The sequence below is a fragment of the Pseudomonas sp. R62 genome, assembly GCF_000257605.1.
In the GTDB taxonomy this organism is placed as follows: domain Bacteria; phylum Pseudomonadota; class Gammaproteobacteria; order Pseudomonadales; family Pseudomonadaceae; genus Aquipseudomonas; species Aquipseudomonas atacamensis.
In genome coordinates this window covers 1,586,158-1,601,921 of sequence record NZ_JH635998.1, presented here as the reverse complement: position 1 = coordinate 1,601,921, position 15,764 = coordinate 1,586,158, and the positions used below count along the sequence as shown (strand labels likewise).

Here is a 15,764-nt window from a genome sequence, read left to right as displayed (position 1 = left end):
AGGGTCTGGGCGAAGTTCAGCGGCATGCCGACGCTCTGATAGCTCAGGCCTTCGGGTGTGGCTTCGACGAACAGCGGCAGCGTCTTGAAGTTGCTCGGGTTCTTGCGGATGAGCGTGCGCGGCATATCGGCTCCTGGCTTAAGGCCGCGGGGCGGCGTCAGTGACTACGCAGGACCTGGGCAACGGTCGCTACGTTATGGGCGAGGTGCAGCGGATTGATTGTGCCGACAATAGCACTGGCGACGCCGGGATGAGTGAACAGCAACTCGAAGCTGGCGCGCACCGGATCGACTCCCGGACTCAGACAGACATGACCGCTGGCCAAGGCTTTTTTCACAAGAATGGCTTTGCCGTGGGCAGCAGCATAGTCAATGACCGCCTTTTCGTTTTGTTCGTTCAGATTGTAGGTGACCATCGCGCAGTCGCCTTGCTCCAGCGCTTTCAGCCCACCTTCGACGGTTTTGCCGGAAAAACCGAAGCCGCGAATCTTGCCCTCGGCCTTCAGCGCCGCGAGGGTGGCGTAGACCTCTTCGTGCTCAAGGATGGCCATGTCGTTGCCGTCCGAGTGCACGAGGACCAGATCGATGAAATCCGTTTCCAGACGTTGCAGGCTGCGCTCGACCGACATTCGCGTGTGCGCAGCGCTGAAGTCGTGGCGCGACACGCCATCGGCAAACTCTTCGCCGACCTTGCTGACAATCACCCAATCCTGTCGCTGGCCGCGTAGCAGCGGGCCGAGGCGTTCTTCGCTGCGACCATAGGCCGGCGCGGTGTCGATCAGGTTGATGCCCAGATCCCGCGCCTGGCGCAGCAGCATGCGCGCCTCGTCGTCGTCGGGAATTTGAAAGCCGTTGGGGTATTTCACCCCTTGATCGCGGCCGAGTTTGACCGTGCCCAGACCCAGTGGCGACACCGACAGGCCGGTGCTGCCGAGCGGGCGATGCAGTTCGTGCAGAGTGGCGATGGTCATGGCAGCAGTTGCTCCCACGCGGGTACACCGAGCGGCGGTTTCGGCAGCGGCGGCAGCGGATCAGTCGCCTGCGGCTGGATGCCGTCGCGTTGCAACGAAGCGATAACGCGGTCGGCGAAGTCTGGCGCCAGTGCCAGTTTGGTCGGCCAGCCGACGAGCAAGCGACCTTCCTCGGCGAGGAATGCGTTGTCCGGGCGGGTCAGGCCGGTTTGCAGCGGCTCGGCGCGATCGACGCGCAGGGTTGCCCATTGCGTGGTGCTGAGGTCGATCCACGGCAGCAGCTGGGCGATTTCCTTTTGCGCGGTGGCGATCTGTTCGGCCGGCTCGCGGGCCACGCCTTCGCTTTCGGCGATGTCGCCGCCCATGTACCAGACCCACTGGCCGTCAGCGGCCGGGTGCGTGGTCACGGTGATGCGCGGCTTGGTGCCGCCGCCCAGGCAGTGCGCGTACAGCGGTTTCAAGCCGGGGCCCTTCGCGAGGATCATGTGCAGTGGTCGGCGCTGCATGGCCGGACGGCTCAGGCCCAGGGCTTCAAGCAGTTCGGCAGTGCCGGCGCCAGCACTGAGGACGATGCGCTGGGCGCGGATCTCACGCCCATCGACTTTCAGGCCGACCAGCACGCCGGCTTCCAGCAGCGGCTCGATGACCTGCCCGGCGAGCAGACCGTCACCGGCCAGCTCGGCCAGACGCTGGATCAGGCACGGGACATCCACTACCAATTCGGCGAGGCGATAGACCTTGCCCTTGAAACGCTTGTCCTGCAGGGCCAGCGGCAGTTCATCGCCCTTGACCTGATCGACCCGGCCACGCACGGCTTTACTGGCGAAGAAACTGGTCAGATTGCCGGCCAAAGTGCCTGGCGACCACAGGTAATGGGCTTCGGACAGCAGGCGCACGCCGGACAGATCCAGCTCACCATTACCGGCCAGCGCCTCGCGCCAGCGGCGCGGCATGTCGGCGATGGCTTCCGAGGCCCCGGTCAGCGCGCCGTGCAGCGCGTACTTGGCGCCGCCGTGGATGATGCCCTGGGACTTCACGCTCTGCCCGCCACCGAGGCTGGCGCTTTCCACCAGCACGGTCGAAAAACCCTGACCGCGCAGGCGCGCATTCAGCCAGAGGCCGGCGACACCAGCGCCGACAATCAGAACGTCGGTGGAAATAACGGATGGCATGCAGCGACCTCGGAGCTTGAAGAAGCCGCAAGTTTCAAGCTTCAAGCTGCAAGCTGCAACCCGGACCAGCAAATCAGCAATGCTTGCGGCTTGCCGCTTGAAGCTTGCTGCTGCGTTTTAATGCCCGGCGGTTTTCGAAAACAGCTGAATCACGACGACCCCCAGCACGATCAACGCCATCCCCAGCATCGCCGGTACGTCGAGCTTCTGCCCGTAAATGAACAGAGCGGCGACGCTGACCATGACAATGCCCATCCCCGCCCAGACCGCGTAGGCAACGCCCACCGGTACGGTGCGCACCACCAGCGTTAGCATCCAGAATGCGATCCCGTAGCCGACAATCACCAGAATCAGCGGCAGCGGCGTGCTGAAGCCCTTGACCGCTTTCATCGAAACGGTGGCGATCACTTCGGCGCAGATGGCGATGGCCAGATAGACGTAGGCGTTCATGGTTTGATCCTCAAATAAATCATTGCTTGCTGGAATGACATTCTAGGGATTGCTCAGATGGGGTAAAGTCATTACCTATCTGTTCTGAAGATGGGTTGGTAGCAAGCATGCAATGGAATCTCGAGCAGCTGCGGGTATTTGTCGACGTTGCAGAACAGCGATCGTTTTCCGCCGTGGCGCGTCGACAACGCAAGGCGCAATCGGCGATCAGCAGTGCTGTCGCGATGCTCGAAGAGGATTTGGGCGTGAGCCTGTTCGAACGCAGCAGTGGTCGTCAGCCCAGTCTCACCGAGGCGGGCGAGGCATTGCTGGAAGAGGCACGGGAAGTGTTGCGCCAGTGCGAGCGCCTCAACGGCAGGGCCGTGGCGATGCTGCGCGGTCAGGAGGCGCAGTTGCGGGTGGCCCAGGACGAGGCGATGCCGTATCAGGCGCTGGTGGAAAGTTTCGGTGAACTGGCCGAGCAGTTTCCCAGTCTGGAAGTGCAACTGACCAGCGCCGCCCAAGGCGAAGTCGCACGCAAACTGGTCGAACGTCGCGCCGACCTCGGCCTGCTGTTCTATCACGATGAAATTCCCGAAGCCCTTGAGCGGCGCGTACTGGGTCGAGTGGAAATGGTCACGGTCTGCGGTGTCAATCATCCGCTGGCGCAGCAGGCCTACGTGACCTGCCAGCAACTGGCGCAGCACCGGCAATTGCTGATGTCTACGCAGACCAGCGTCTATCCCGGCAATGAGCCGGCCAGCCCGCAGGTGTGGCGCGCCGACAGCTTTTACGTGATGTCCGAATGGCTGGTGCGCGATCTCGGCTGGGCGTGGTTGCCGCGCCACGTTGTGCAGTACTCGGCGTATCAGGGCCAAATGATTGAGCTCGACAGTGAATGGACGCCGCCGGCGCTGGTGGTGGAACTGGTCTGGCGCCGCGACGAACCGCTCGGCCCCGCCGCGCGCTGGCTGGCGGAACGTTTTGCCGTGCACTTGCGGGCGATCGGCGACAAAAGCCGATAAACTCCGCCGCCATGAATAGAACACTCTACACCGCGCTGTTTTACCTGGGGCTGCCATTGGTGGCGATTCGGCTGTGGCTGCGCGCACGCAAGGCGCCGGCGTATGCCAAGCGCATTGGCGAGCGCTTTACTCTTGGCATGCCGACCTTGCAGCCCGGCGGCATCTGGGTGCACGCGGTGTCGGTGGGCGAAAGCATTGCCGCCGCGCCGATGATCCGCGCGCTGCTGGAACGCTATCCGGCGCTGCCGATCACCGTGACCTGCATGACCCCGACCGGTTCGGAGCGGATTCAGGCACTGTTTTCCAACGAGCCGCGCATTCAACACTGCTATCTGCCGTATGACTTGCCTTGTGCGGCGGCGCGTTTTCTTGATCGCGTGCAGCCCAGGCTTGCAGTGATCATGGAGACCGAGCTGTGGCCCAATCATATTCATCAATGTGCCGAACGCGGAATTCCAGTGGCGCTGGCCAATGGACGGTTGTCGCAGCGTTCCGCCAAAGGCTATGGCCGCTTCAGCAAACTCACTGCGCCGATGCTTGCCGAGATGAGCCTGTTGGCGGTGCAGACCGAAGCCGAGGCCCAGCGCTTCCGCGATCTCGGCGCGCGGCCTGAATCTGTCGAGGTCACCGGTTCGATCAAGTTCGACCTGACCATCGATCCGCAATTGCTGCAGCGTGCTACCGAATTGCGTAGCCAATGGCAGGCGCAGGATCGTCCCGTGTGGATCGCCGCGAGCACTCACGAAGGCGAAGATGAAGTGGTGCTCGGCGCTCATCGTCGCCTGTTGGCCAATCATCCGGATGCATTATTGATTCTGGTGCCGCGTCATCCGGAGCGCTTCAATTCGGTGTTCGAGCTGTGCCAGCGCGAAGGTTTCGCCACGGTACGTCGCTCGACCGGGGCCAATGTCGATGCGCAGACGAGCGTGCTGCTTGGCGACACCATGGGCGAGTTGCTGTTTCTCTATGCCCTGGCCGACAGCGCTTTTGTCGGCGGCAGTCTGGTGCCGAATGGCGGGCACAACCTGCTCGAACCCGCCGCGCTGGCGAAACCGGTACTCAGCGGCCCACACCTGTTCAACTTCCTCGACATCGCCGCGCAACTGCGCGAAGCCGGGGCGTTGGCCGAAGTGGATGATGCCGAAGGCCTCGCAGTCGAGGTGCAGCGCTTGTTCGAACTGCCGCGTGATGCGCAGCGCATGGCCGAGGCCGGGCTGGCGGTGATGCGGCGCAATCAGGGCGCATTGCAGCGGCTGCTGGATGGTTTGGCGCGGCTGATCCAATAGTCGCCTGGAATATGACTGTGGTGAGGGGATTCATCCCCGCTGGGTTGCGAAGCAGCCCCGAAACCATTCAGCGCGGTGATTCAGTTAGATCTGGCAAGTCGGATTTACGACTGCTGCGCAGCCGGACGGGGATAAATCCCCTCGCCACAGGGGATTCATTCCAGATTTTTCATGGCCGTGCCTTTGGCTGGATGGTCTGGCGCGGCTGATCCAATAGTCGCTGAATATTACTGTGGTGAGGGGATTCATCCCCGCTGGGTTGCGAAGCAGCCCCAAAACCATTCAGCGCGGTCATTCAGTCAGATCTGACAAGCAGGATCTACGACTGCTGCGCAGCCGGACGGGGATAAATCCCCTCACCACAGGGGTTCATTCAGATAGTTTATGGCCGGGCCATACTGTGGTGAGGGGATTCATCCCCGCTGGGTTGCGAAGCAGCCCCGAAACCATTCGACGCGGTGATTCAGGCAGATCTGGCCAGCAGGATTTACGACTGCTGCGCAGCCGGACGGGGATAAATCCCCTCACCACAGGGGATTCATTCCAGATTGCTTATGGCCGGGCCTTGAGCTGCGCTTCAGCCGCCGACGCCAGATCCGGTGGCAGGAAATCCTTGTCCGGGTTGTAGTCGGCTTTCAGATAACGCCGCAGATCTTCCAGGTCACCCGGGTTCAGCGTCCCCGCCGCCTGCTTCAGGCGCAGGTTGTCGAGGATGTAGTCGTAGCGGGTGTTGTTGTAGTTGCGCACCGAGGTGTACAGCTGGCGCTGCGCGTCGAGCACGTCGACGATGTTGCGTGTGCCGACCTGATAACCGATTTCCGTGGCTTCCACCGCGCTCTGGTTGGAGATGATCGACTGGCGGCGCGCCTGCACCTGCTCGACGTCGGTGTTCACCGCGCGGTGCAGATTGCGGGTGTTTTCCACCACTTGCCGGCGCAGCGATTCGCGCTGCTGTTCGCTCTGATCCAGTTGCGCATAGGACTGACGCACTTGCGAACTGGTCAGGCCGCCGCTGTAGATCGGGATGTTCAGTTGCAGGCCCAGGGTGCTCTGCTCGACGTTGCCGCCATAAGGCGCGCCGAACGAGTTGGGGTTGGCGAAGCCGAGGGCGTCGTTGTCGCCTTTCTCGTATTTCGCCACGGCGTCGAGGGTCGGCAAGTGGCCGGCCTTGCGCTGCTTGAGCGTCTGCTCGGCGGAGCTGACCGCGTAGTTGCTGGCGAGCAGATTGAGGTTCTGCCGAGCCGCCGTGTCGACCCAGGATTTCGCATCGTTGGGCGCCGGCGGCAGGATCGGCAGCGTATGAACGATGCCCTGAATCGAGTTGTACTGACGGTTGGTCAGGGTGATCAAAGCCTGGAACGCATCATCGACCTGACGCTGGGCGACGATGCGGTTGGCTCGCGCGGTGTCGTAACTGGCTTGCGATTGCAGCACGTCGGTCTTGTCCGAGAGGCCGACATCGAAGCGCTCGTTGGACTGGTCGAGCTGACGTTTGAACGCGGCTTCTTCAGCCTTGGTCGAGGCCAGGTTGTCCTGGCTGCGCAGCACGTTGAAGTAGCTTTCGGCGCTCTGCAGGATCAGGTTCTGTTCGGTCGCCGACAGCTGCAGCGCGGCCTGCTCGTTGACGTCTTTCGCCGCTTGATACTGGAACCAGCGATCGGCGCGGAACAGCGGCTGCGCCAGTGTCGCCTGATAGGAATGCGCGCTGCGGTTGGCGATGGCTGAAGGCTGGTCGATCGAGGTGCGCACGTCAGCAACTTCGGCGCCACCGGACAGGTTCGGCAGCAGACCGGCGCGGGCCTGCGGCACCACTTCTTTCTGCGCGCCATACTGGGCGCGGGCCGCCGCGAGGTCGGCGTTGTTGTCGACCGCTTCCTGATAGACGCTGACCAGATCGGTTTTGGTCGACAAGGGTGCTTCCGCTGCCCAGGCCATTGTGTTGGACGCACAGGACACGGCAACAGCCAATGAAAGTTTGCGCAGCATGAGGCGATCCCTAGCATGAATATTATGGAAGTAATCCGGGCGCCAAAGGTAAGGCGCAGCCCGCACAGCGTCAAGGCTGAGCAGGCCCAGCGAGTGTAGTTGCGCATTGCTCCGGCAACAATCGGCCAACCTGGGTATTTACGCCATTCATCATGGCGTTCGCTGCGGTGTTGGCGTTCCTTGATGGTTGTGTCTAGACTGGCCGGGTTCTTGTCGGGGTGCCTTGCTATGAGGCTGAGATCGAATAATTTCGGATCCCGTTGAACCTGATCAGGTTAGCGCCTGCGTAGGGAACAAGATTTCTCGTCACCCGGCGAGTCCTCTTGTGCTTCGTCCGGGATATTGTTCGACAATCGAACGCCATGACGAATGCACAGCACCGGTCCTGGTGCGTCCGTGCCTTTCAGGTTCTGCTCCGACAATCCACTGCTGGATGCTGTCTGGAGAGCCCGTGATGACAACAAAAGAAAAAAACGCGATCAACCTGAGTGACTCGGCCAAGGTCGACGAGCAATCGGTCAAGCCGTTCACCCGTTCGCAAAAAATCTACGTTCAGGGCTCGCGCCCGGACATCCGCGTGCCGATGCGCGAAATCAGCCTCGATGTAACCCCGACCGATTTCGGCGGCGAGATCAACGCCCCGGTCACCGTCTACGACACCTCCGGCCCGTACACCGATCCGGACGTGGTCATCGATGTGCGCAAAGGTCTGGCCGATGTGCGTTCAGCGTGGATCGATGACCGTGGCGATACCGAGCGCCTGCCGGGCCTGAGTTCGAACTTCGGCCAGCAGCGTCTGGCCGATGCCGAACTGACCAAACTGCGCTTTGCCCACGTCAACAACCCGCGCCGGGCCAAGGCCGGGGCCAACGTCAGCCAGATGCACTACGCGCGCAAAGGCATCATCACTGCCGAGATGGAATACGTCGCCATCCGCGAAAACATGAAGCTGCAAGAGGCCCGCGCAGCCGGCCTGCTCAAGCAGCAGCACGCCGGCCACAGCTTCGGCGCAAGCATTCCGAAAGAAATCACCCCTGAATTCGTCCGCGAAGAAATCGCCCGTGGTCGCGCGATCATTCCGGCCAACATCAACCACGTCGAACTGGAACCGATGATCATCGGCCGTAACTTCCTGGTGAAGATCAACGGCAATATCGGCAACAGCGCCCTGGGTTCTTCGATCGAAGAAGAAGTGGCGAAGCTGACCTGGGGCATTCGCTGGGGCTCGGACACGGTGATGGACCTGTCCACCGGTAAACACATTCACGAAACCCGCGAGTGGATCATCCGCAACTCGCCGGTGCCGATCGGTACCGTGCCGATCTATCAGGCGCTGGAGAAGGTCAACGGCGTCGCTGAAGACCTGACCTGGGAGCTGTTCCGCGACACCCTGATCGAACAGGCCGAGCAGGGCGTCGACTACTTCACCATTCACGCCGGCGTGCTCCTGCGTTACGTGCCGCTGACCGCCAAACGCGTCACCGGCATCGTCTCCCGTGGCGGTTCGATCATGGCCAAGTGGTGCCTGGCGCACCACAAAGAGAACTTCCTCTACACCCACTTCGACGAAATCTGCGAAATCATGAAGGCCTACGACGTCAGCTTCTCGCTGGGTGATGGCCTGCGTCCGGGCTCGATTGCCGACGCCAATGACGAAGCGCAATTCGGCGAACTGGAAACCCTCGGCGAGCTGACCAAGATTGCCTGGAAGCACGACGTGCAATGCATGATCGAAGGCCCGGGCCACGTGCCGATGCAGTTGATCAAAGAGAACATGGACAAGCAGCTCGAATGCTGCGACGAGGCGCCGTTCTACACCCTCGGTCCGCTGACTACCGACATTGCGCCGGGCTATGACCACATCACTTCCGGTATCGGCGCGGCGATGATCGGCTGGTTCGGTTGCGCGATGCTCTGCTACGTGACGCCGAAGGAGCACCTGGGCCTGCCGAACAAGGATGACGTGAAAACCGGGATCATCACTTACAAGATCGCCGCGCATGCGGCGGACTTGGCCAAGGGACATCCAGGCGCGCAGATCCGCGATAACGCACTGAGCAAGGCGCGTTTCGAATTTCGCTGGGAAGACCAGTTCAACCTCGGCCTGGACCCGGACACCGCGCGCTCCTATCACGACGAAACCCTGCCGAAGGACTCGGCCAAGGTCGCGCATTTCTGCTCGATGTGCGGGCCGAAATTCTGCTCGATGAAGATCACCCAGGAAGTCCGCGAGTATGCGGCCAACCAGCGCATCGACGCGGTCGATGTGGACGTCGCCAAGGGGCTAGCTGAGCAGGCCGAGCGGTTCAAACAGGAAGGCAGTCAGCTGTACAAGAAAGTCTAGCCACAAGCCACAAGCCACAAGCGGCAAGCGGCAAGCGGCAAGCTGCAAGATTAGAAGCAGTCCGCGTACCGCTTTAACTTGCGGCTTGCAGCTTTTTCACTGATCGTTCCCACGCAGAGCGTGGGAACGATCAAAAGTCTAGCCACAAGCGGCAAGCTGCAAGCTGCAAGATTAGAAGCTGTCCGCGTACCGCTTTTAACTTGCGGCTTGCAGCTTGCAGCTTTTTCCTGCTCCTCTTTGAGATAACACCCTTGAGCATTCAACCCGGCACTTATTCCCCCGACCTCGCCGTCCCCGCTGAAAAGCGTGTCTTCGGCGGTCGCGATCTGTTTTCCCTGTGGTTCTCCCTCGGCATCGGCCTGATGGTTCTACAGACCGGCGCATTGCTCGCGCCGGGCCTGGGTCTGTCCGGTTCTTTGCTGGCGATCTTCCTCGGCACGCTGGTCGGCGTGCTGTTGCTGGCCGCCGTCGGCGTGATCGGCAGCGACACCGGCCTGTCATCAATGGCCGCGCTGAAGCTCAGCCTTGGCAGCAAAGGCGCGAGCCTGCCGGCGCTGCTCAATCTGCTGCAACTGATCGGCTGGGGCTCGTTCGAAATCATCGTCATGCGCGACGCCGCCAGCCTGCTCGGCACCCGCGCCTTCAGCGAAGGTTCGCTGTGGGCCAATCCGATGCTGTGGACGCTGGTTTTCGGCGCGCTGGCGACCTTGCTCGCGGTGAGCGGGCCGTTGACGTTCGTGCGGCAGATTCTGCGCAAGTGGGGCATCTGGCTGTTGCTCGCCGCGTGCCTGTGGCTGACCTGGAACCTGTTCGCCAAAGCCGACCTCGCGGCATTGTGGGCGCGCGCCGGTGACGGTTCGATGCCATTCGCGGTGGGCTTCGACATTGCCATCGCCATGCCGCTATCGTGGCTGCCGCTGATTGCCGACTACTCGCGTTTCGGCAAGCGCGCGAAGAATGTCTTCGGTGGCACGGCTGTCGGTTTTTTCATCGGTAATTTCTGGCTGATGAGCCTTGGCGTGGCCTACACCCTGGCGTTCGCGCCGAGCGGCGAAGTCAATGCTCTGCTGCTCGCTCTGGCCGGTGCCGGTCTGGGCATTCCGCTGTTGCTGATTCTGCTCGACGAGTCGGAAAACGCTTTTGCCGATATACATTCGGCAGCGGTCTCGAGCGGGATTCTGTTGCGTCTGAAAGTCGAGCACCTGGCCTTGGCCATCGGCGTGATCTGCACGCTGATCGCACTGCTGGCGCCGTTGGCGCAGTACCAGAATTTCCTGCTGTTGATCGGCTCGGTGTTCGCGCCGCTGTTCGGCGTGGTGCTGGTGGATCACTTCATCCTGCGCAAGCGCAGTGCTCTGGTCGCCTCAGCCGCATTGCGCTGGCCGGCGTTGCTGGCGTGGCTGGGTGGCGTGAGCACCTACCACTTGCTGGCAAATCTGTATCCGGATGTCGGCGCAACCCTGCCGGCGCTGGTGCTGGCAGGGCTGTTGCAGTTATTGCTGGGCCGGGCCTTCAGTTACGGCCGGGAAACAGCTCAGGCTTGAGAATGCCGTTCAGGCGCGGATAAGGGATCTTCAGTTCGACGTGGCCCAGCGCATAGGGCGCGATGGTGGTCACGTCGTACTTGAGGATCACGCCACCGTAGGTCAGCGCCACGTGCGGGGTTTTCACGAACGGCCAGTTCGCGACGAATTCCGCCTCCTGATCGAGCTTGGTGCTGATCAGCCAACTGTTGTGCGCCACTTGCGCGGCTTTCCAGAATGCCTCTTCCTGACCCGGCAGCAACATGTCGGACAGGTTCAGCACCTTGTGCTGCTGGCGCGAATAGTTGATGAAACCGCGACCCGGCGTGCCGTGGGCGCCGCCGGTGTCGAGGTAGCTCGACAGCTCGATGATCACCAGTCCGTCATGCTGCTCGCGTACTTTCGCTTGCAGATAGCTGCTGTTGCGCGGGCCGGCGCTGGCCAGAAACTGCTCGCGGTAGGCGGCCAAGGTTGGCGCTACCGGCGCGTTCTTCTCGGTGCGGGTCATTTGCAGCAGACGTTTTTCGATGATGCCGTCCAGTGCCGGCTCATCCGGGAAACGCAGGGTGTCGATGTTCACCAGCGGGCAATCGGGATTGGAACAGCCGGGTTTGAGTTGTTCCGAGGCGTCGCGGGTGGTTTCCAGCGGCGTGCGATAGTTGGGCTGGAACAGGCTGGCACAGGCGCCCAGAGTCAGGGCAATAGCGGCCACAGAGGCAATTTTGAAAAGCGACATGGGCGTCCTTTCGAAAGGAGGGGAAGGCAAAAAGATACCGCTTCGACTCTCAACGGAGCAGTCAGTTCGCCACTAAGCTGATTAGAGTGTGTTTCAGCTTCACCGTCCATCCCGCTGACGGTAAAGGGGCTGCATCAAACGGTGCGGGCGCGTTAGGATGGCGCGAAGTCGAGGTTGCCGGTTGTACGCGGAAACCCCGTAAAGGATATGCAGTAAAGAGGATGATCATGACTGACTTTGCCAACGCCATTCCGACCGCCGTGGATATCGTGCGGCGCGAAAAATGCTACGAGGGCTTCTACAAGCTCGACCGTGTGCACTTGCGCCATGAGCTGTTCGCCGGGGGCATGAGCCGCGAGATCAACCGGGAAATCTTCGTGCGCCACGATGCCGTGTGCGTCCTGCCTTACGATCCGCAGCGCGATGAAGTGGTGCTGATCGAGCAGTTTCGTGTCGGCGCCATGGGCAAGGCCGACAACCCGTGGCTGGTCGAACTGGTCGCCGGTCTGATCGACAAGGATGAGCAACCGGAAGAAGTTGCTCACCGCGAGGCGCAGGAGGAAGCTGGGCTGGACATCAAGGCGTTGTGGCCGATGACCAAGTATTTCCCATCGCCGGGTGGCAGCAACGAATTCGTGCATTTGTATCTGGGGCGTTGCAGCACCGACGGTGTCGGCGGGCTGCACGGGCTGGAAGAAGAGGCCGAAGACATTCGCGTAACGGTCTGGGCCTTTGAAGATGCCTTGCAGGCCGTGCGTGACGGACGGATTGCCAACGCGGCGAGCATCATCGCCTTGCAGTGGCTGGCGCTGAACCGCGCCGAAGTGAGGGGGCTATGGTCGTAAACAAGCTGCGCGATCGTTATCGGGTTGACCTCGTGGGGCTGCAAGCCGCCTGCGAGGCCAACTACGCGCGCCTGATGCGACTGCTGCCGGACATGCGCAACGAACCCGAGGCGCGGCGTATCGCCGTGACCCAGGGCGAGCAGATGCTCGGCGTGCTCGCCCTCGAAGTGCTGCAGACCTGCCCGTACACCACGACCTTGCAGGTACGCCAGGAGCACAGCCTGCCATGGTTGCCGGTGCCGCAACTGGAAGTGCAGGTCTACCACGACGCGCGCATGGCCGAAGTGGTCAGCGCCGAGCATGCACGACGCTTTCGCGGCATCTATCCTTATCCGAACGCCGCCATGCACCAGCCCGATGAAAAGGCCCAGCTCAATGTGTTTCTGGGCGAATGGCTGAGTCATTGCCTGGCGTTGGGGCACGAGTACGAAGTCGTTCGCTAGTTGTGAACTGCGTCCGCTTCGGCGGTTTCCCCTTTGTGTCATCCCCCAGCATAATTGCCGCACCCATCCATTGCGTGCCTAGCCCCGGGAGAGCGCCTTGCCCAGCGTATCGACAATTACCAGCGCCGACCCGGCGCTGCTGGTGCAGTTGTCCGACAGCCACCTGTTCGCTGAAGCGCACAGCAAGCTGCTGGGCATGAAGACCCGCGAGAGCCTGCAACAGGTCATCGACCTGGTGTTGGCGCAACAGGCGCAGATCGATCTGCTGCTGGCGACCGGAGATATTTCCCAGGACGGCACGCTGGAGTCGTATCAGGCCTTCCGCCAGATGAGCGCGCAGATCAATGCCCCGGCGCGCTGGATTCCCGGCAATCACGACGAGCCGATGGTCATGGCCGAGGCGGCGGTGCAGAGCACCTTGCTCGAATCGGTAGTCGATATCGGCAATTGGCGGGTGACGATGCTGGATTCGGCGGTGCCGGGTTCGGTGCCGGGCTATCTGCAGGATGATCAATTGCAACTGCTCGCCCGCGCGCTGAGCGAGGCGCCGGAGCGTCATCATCTGGTGTGCCTGCATCATCACCCGGTGTCGATCGGCTGCGCGTGGATGGAGCCGATCGGCTTGCGCAACCCGGAAGCGTTCTTTGAAGTGCTGGATCGCTTTCCACAGGTTCGCGCGGTGCTGTGGGGGCATGTGCATCAGGAAATCGATCGCGACCGCAATGGCGTGCGCTTGATGGCCTCGCCCTCGACGTGCATCCAGTTCGAGCCGGGGAGTGCGGATTTCAAAGTGGGCGAGCAGGCGCCGGGGTATCGCTGGCTGCGGTTGTTGCCGGACGGGAAATTGGAAACGGGCGTCGAAAGAGTCACCGACTTCGAGTTCACAGTCGATTACGGCTCCAACGGTTACTGAACTGACAATCAAAGACCCTCACCCCAGCCCTCTCCCAGAGGGAGAGGGGGCCGACCTCGGTGTCTTTGGCTGTGCATCGGCCTGAAACAGCGATATCGATTATGGATTCGCAGCATAACGTTCAGGTCGGTGTAGCTCTCGAATATCCCCCAGTCGGTTCCCTCTCCCTCCGGGAGAGGGTTAGGGTGAGGGCAGCTTGTGCTGTCACACCAATTTATTGAACCCACCCCCAATCCCGGTCCTTCTCCCTGTAAACTCCGCTATCTTTCGCCGACAGCCAGGGAGCTCAAATGTCCGGTTCGATCCTCTATATCCACGGTTTCAACAGCGCGCCGGCCTCAAAGAAGGCTTGTCAGCTGGTCGCGGTCATGGAGCGGCTGGGTTTGAGCGAGCAATTGCGCGTGCCGGCGCTGCATCACCATCCGCGCGAAGCCATCGGTCAGCTCGAGCAGGCAATCGCCGAGCTGGGCCGGCCGTTGCTGGTGGGAAGTTCGCTCGGCGGCTACTATGCGACTCACCTGGCCGAGCGCCATGGCCTGAAAGCCCTGCTGGTCAACCCGGCGGTCAGCCCGCACCGGATGTTCGATGGTTATCTGGGCACGCAGCAGAACCTCTACACCGATGAAACCTGGGAACTGACCCACGACCACGTCACGGCGCTGGCCGAACTGGAAGTGCCACCACCGCAGGATCCGCAGCGCTATCAGGTCTGGTTGCAAACCGGCGACGAAACGCTGGATTATCGCCTCGCCCAACAGTATTACCGCGCCTGTGCCTTGCGCATCCAGGCTGGCGGCGACCACAGTTTCCAGGGCTTTGCCGGGCAATTGCCGGCGTTGCTGAGTTTTGCCGGCATGGCTGCCGATATGTATCAGGCAATCGATTTCACCACGCTGTGAAGTCTTGCCCCTCTTTCATGAATGACTGACGACGAGACCTTATGGCCACTCCCAGCGCTAGTTCTTATAACGCCGACGCCATCGAAGTCCTCTCGGGCCTCGACCCGGTGCGCAAACGCCCCGGCATGTACACCGACACCAGTCGGCCGAACCACCTCGCCCAGGAAGTCATCGACAACAGCGTCGACGAAGCCCTGGCCGGCCACGCCAAATCGGTGCAGGTCATCCTGCACGCCGACCATTCGCTGGAAGTCAGCGACGACGGCCGTGGCATGCCGGTCGACATTCACCCGGAAGAGGGTGTGTCCGGCGTCGAGCTGATCCTCACCAAGCTGCATGCGGGCGGCAAGTTCTCCAACAAGAACTACCAGTTCTCCGGCGGCTTGCACGGGGTGGGTATTTCCGTGGTCAACGCGCTGTCGACCGAAGTGCGCGTACGGGTCAAGCGTGACGGCAACGAATACCAGATGACCTTCAAGGACGGCTTCAAGGCCTCCGAGCTGGAAATCGTCGGCACCGTCGGCAAGCGCAACACCGGCACCAGCGTGTACTTCGCGCCGGACCCGAAATACTTCGACTCACCGAAATTCTCCATCAGCCGCCTCAAGCATGTGCTCAAGGCCAAGGCTGTGTTGTGCCCGGGCTTGCTGGTCAGCTTCGAAGACAAAGGCACCGGCGAGAAAGTCGAGTGGCATTACGAAGACGGCCTGCGCTCCTACCTGGTCGATGCGGTCAGCGAATTCGAACGTCTGCCGAACGAGCCGTTCTGCGGCGCTTTCGCCGGTAATAAGGAAGCGGTCGACTGGGCGCTGCTGTGGCTGCCGGAAGGTGGCGACGCGGTGCAGGAAAGCTACGTCAACCTGATCCCGACCGCCCAGGGCGGTACGCACGTCAACGGCCTGCGTCAGGGCCTGCTCGACGCGATGCGCGAGTTCTGCGAGTTCCGCAGCCTGCTGCCGCGCGGCGTGAAGCTGGCGCCGGAAGACGTCTGGGAGCGCATCGCTTTCGTCCTGTCGATGAAAATGCAGGAACCGCAATTCTCCGGCCAGACCAAAGAGCGTCTGTCTTCCCGTGAAGCGGCGGCGTTCGTCTCCGGAGTAGTGAAAGACGCTTTCAGCCTGTGGCTCAACGCCAACCCGGAAACCGGTCTGGCGCTGGCCGAACTGGCAATCAATAACGCCGGCCGCCGTCTC

14 protein-coding genes, 1 pseudogene and 1 riboswitch are annotated in these 15,764 nt (G+C 61.8%); of the genes and pseudogenes, 9 read left to right on the top strand and 6 right to left on the bottom strand.

All coding sequences use genetic code 11. The features are described from left to right. The 4 genes and pseudogenes from OQK_RS31970 to OQK_RS08420 form a co-directional block, all read right to left on the bottom strand. Positions 1-125 (bottom strand): annotated as a pseudogene (locus OQK_RS31970) (metal ABC transporter ATPase); the annotation flags it as partial. A gap of 32 nt (positions 126-157) precedes the next feature. Beyond that, complete coding sequence (locus OQK_RS08430) at positions 158-970, bottom strand: aldo/keto reductase (protein WP_016771982.1); 813 nt, start codon at positions 968-970, stop codon at positions 158-160. Then, positions 967-2,142, bottom strand: coding sequence for an NAD(P)/FAD-dependent oxidoreductase (locus OQK_RS08425; RefSeq protein WP_016771981.1), 1,176 nt, complete (start codon positions 2,140-2,142; stop codon positions 967-969). The genes OQK_RS08430 and OQK_RS08425 overlap by 4 nt, the downstream gene beginning before the upstream one ends. A 117-nt stretch (positions 2,143-2,259) precedes the next feature. Further along, positions 2,260-2,592, bottom strand: coding sequence for a DMT family transporter (locus OQK_RS08420; protein ID WP_016771980.1), 333 nt, complete (start codon positions 2,590-2,592; stop codon positions 2,260-2,262). Between the two features lie 107 nt (positions 2,593-2,699). On the opposite strand from OQK_RS08420, the gene OQK_RS08415 reads away from it, so the two are divergent. Further along, a complete protein-coding gene (locus OQK_RS08415; RefSeq protein ID WP_038860757.1) occupies positions 2,700-3,596 on the top strand; it encodes a LysR family transcriptional regulator in 897 nt (298 codons plus the stop codon). A gap of 11 nt (positions 3,597-3,607) precedes the next feature. Continuing rightward, positions 3,608-4,882, top strand: coding sequence for a lipid IV(A) 3-deoxy-D-manno-octulosonic acid transferase (gene waaA / locus OQK_RS08410; protein ID WP_016771978.1), 1,275 nt, complete (start codon positions 3,608-3,610; stop codon positions 4,880-4,882). 552 nt (positions 4,883-5,434) lie between these two features. Here waaA and OQK_RS08405 read toward each other — a convergent pair. Continuing rightward, positions 5,435-6,868: a TolC family outer membrane protein gene (locus tag OQK_RS08405; protein ID WP_016771977.1), complete on the bottom strand. Its 1,434-nt coding sequence runs from the start codon at positions 6,866-6,868 to the stop codon at positions 5,435-5,437. Positions 6,869-7,072: 204 nt separating this feature from the next. Then, positions 7,073-7,178, top strand: a riboswitch (TPP riboswitch). 144 nt (positions 7,179-7,322) lie between these two features. Between OQK_RS08405 and thiC the strand changes: the two genes are divergently transcribed. Next, the gene (thiC, locus tag OQK_RS08400) at positions 7,323-9,212 is read left to right on the top strand and encodes a phosphomethylpyrimidine synthase ThiC (RefSeq protein ID WP_016771976.1); all 1,890 of its coding nucleotides are present in this window, start codon (positions 7,323-7,325) and stop codon (positions 9,210-9,212) included. A gap of 251 nt (positions 9,213-9,463) precedes the next feature. Beyond that, positions 9,464-10,756 carry a putative hydroxymethylpyrimidine transporter CytX gene (gene cytX / locus OQK_RS08395; RefSeq protein WP_016771975.1) on the top strand — a complete coding sequence of 431 codons (1,293 nt, stop codon included), beginning with the start codon at positions 9,464-9,466 and terminating at the stop codon, positions 10,754-10,756. On the opposite strand, the gene OQK_RS08390 is transcribed toward cytX, so the two are convergent. Further along, positions 10,725-11,471: an RsiV family protein gene (locus OQK_RS08390; protein ID WP_016771974.1), complete on the bottom strand. Its 747-nt coding sequence runs from the start codon at positions 11,469-11,471 to the stop codon at positions 10,725-10,727. The two genes, cytX and OQK_RS08390, sit on opposite strands and share 32 nt — an antisense overlap. A gap of 227 nt (positions 11,472-11,698) precedes the next feature. Here OQK_RS08390 and OQK_RS08385 point away from each other — a divergent pair, with 227 nt between their 5' ends. The 5 genes from OQK_RS08385 to OQK_RS08365 all read left to right on the top strand — a co-directional run. After that, positions 11,699-12,316: an NUDIX domain-containing protein gene (locus OQK_RS08385; protein WP_024011344.1), complete on the top strand. Its 618-nt coding sequence runs from the start codon at positions 11,699-11,701 to the stop codon at positions 12,314-12,316. Next, entirely contained in the window at positions 12,307-12,759 is a 453-nt protein-coding gene (locus OQK_RS08380) for a DUF1249 domain-containing protein (protein WP_016771972.1), read from the top strand. The genes OQK_RS08385 and OQK_RS08380 overlap by 10 nt, the downstream gene beginning before the upstream one ends. 97 nt (positions 12,760-12,856) lie before the next feature. After that, a complete protein-coding gene (cpdA, locus tag OQK_RS08375; protein WP_016771971.1) occupies positions 12,857-13,672 on the top strand; it encodes a 3',5'-cyclic-AMP phosphodiesterase in 816 nt (271 codons plus the stop codon). A 290-nt stretch (positions 13,673-13,962) separates the two neighbouring features. Next, positions 13,963-14,571, top strand: a complete 609-nt coding sequence (locus tag OQK_RS08370) for a YqiA/YcfP family alpha/beta fold hydrolase (protein WP_016771970.1) — start codon at positions 13,963-13,965, stop codon at positions 14,569-14,571. 41 nt (positions 14,572-14,612) lie between these two features. Then, the coding region (locus OQK_RS08365) for an ATP-binding protein (RefSeq protein WP_038860756.1) at positions 14,613-15,764 on the top strand (1,152 nt) is incomplete at its 3' end.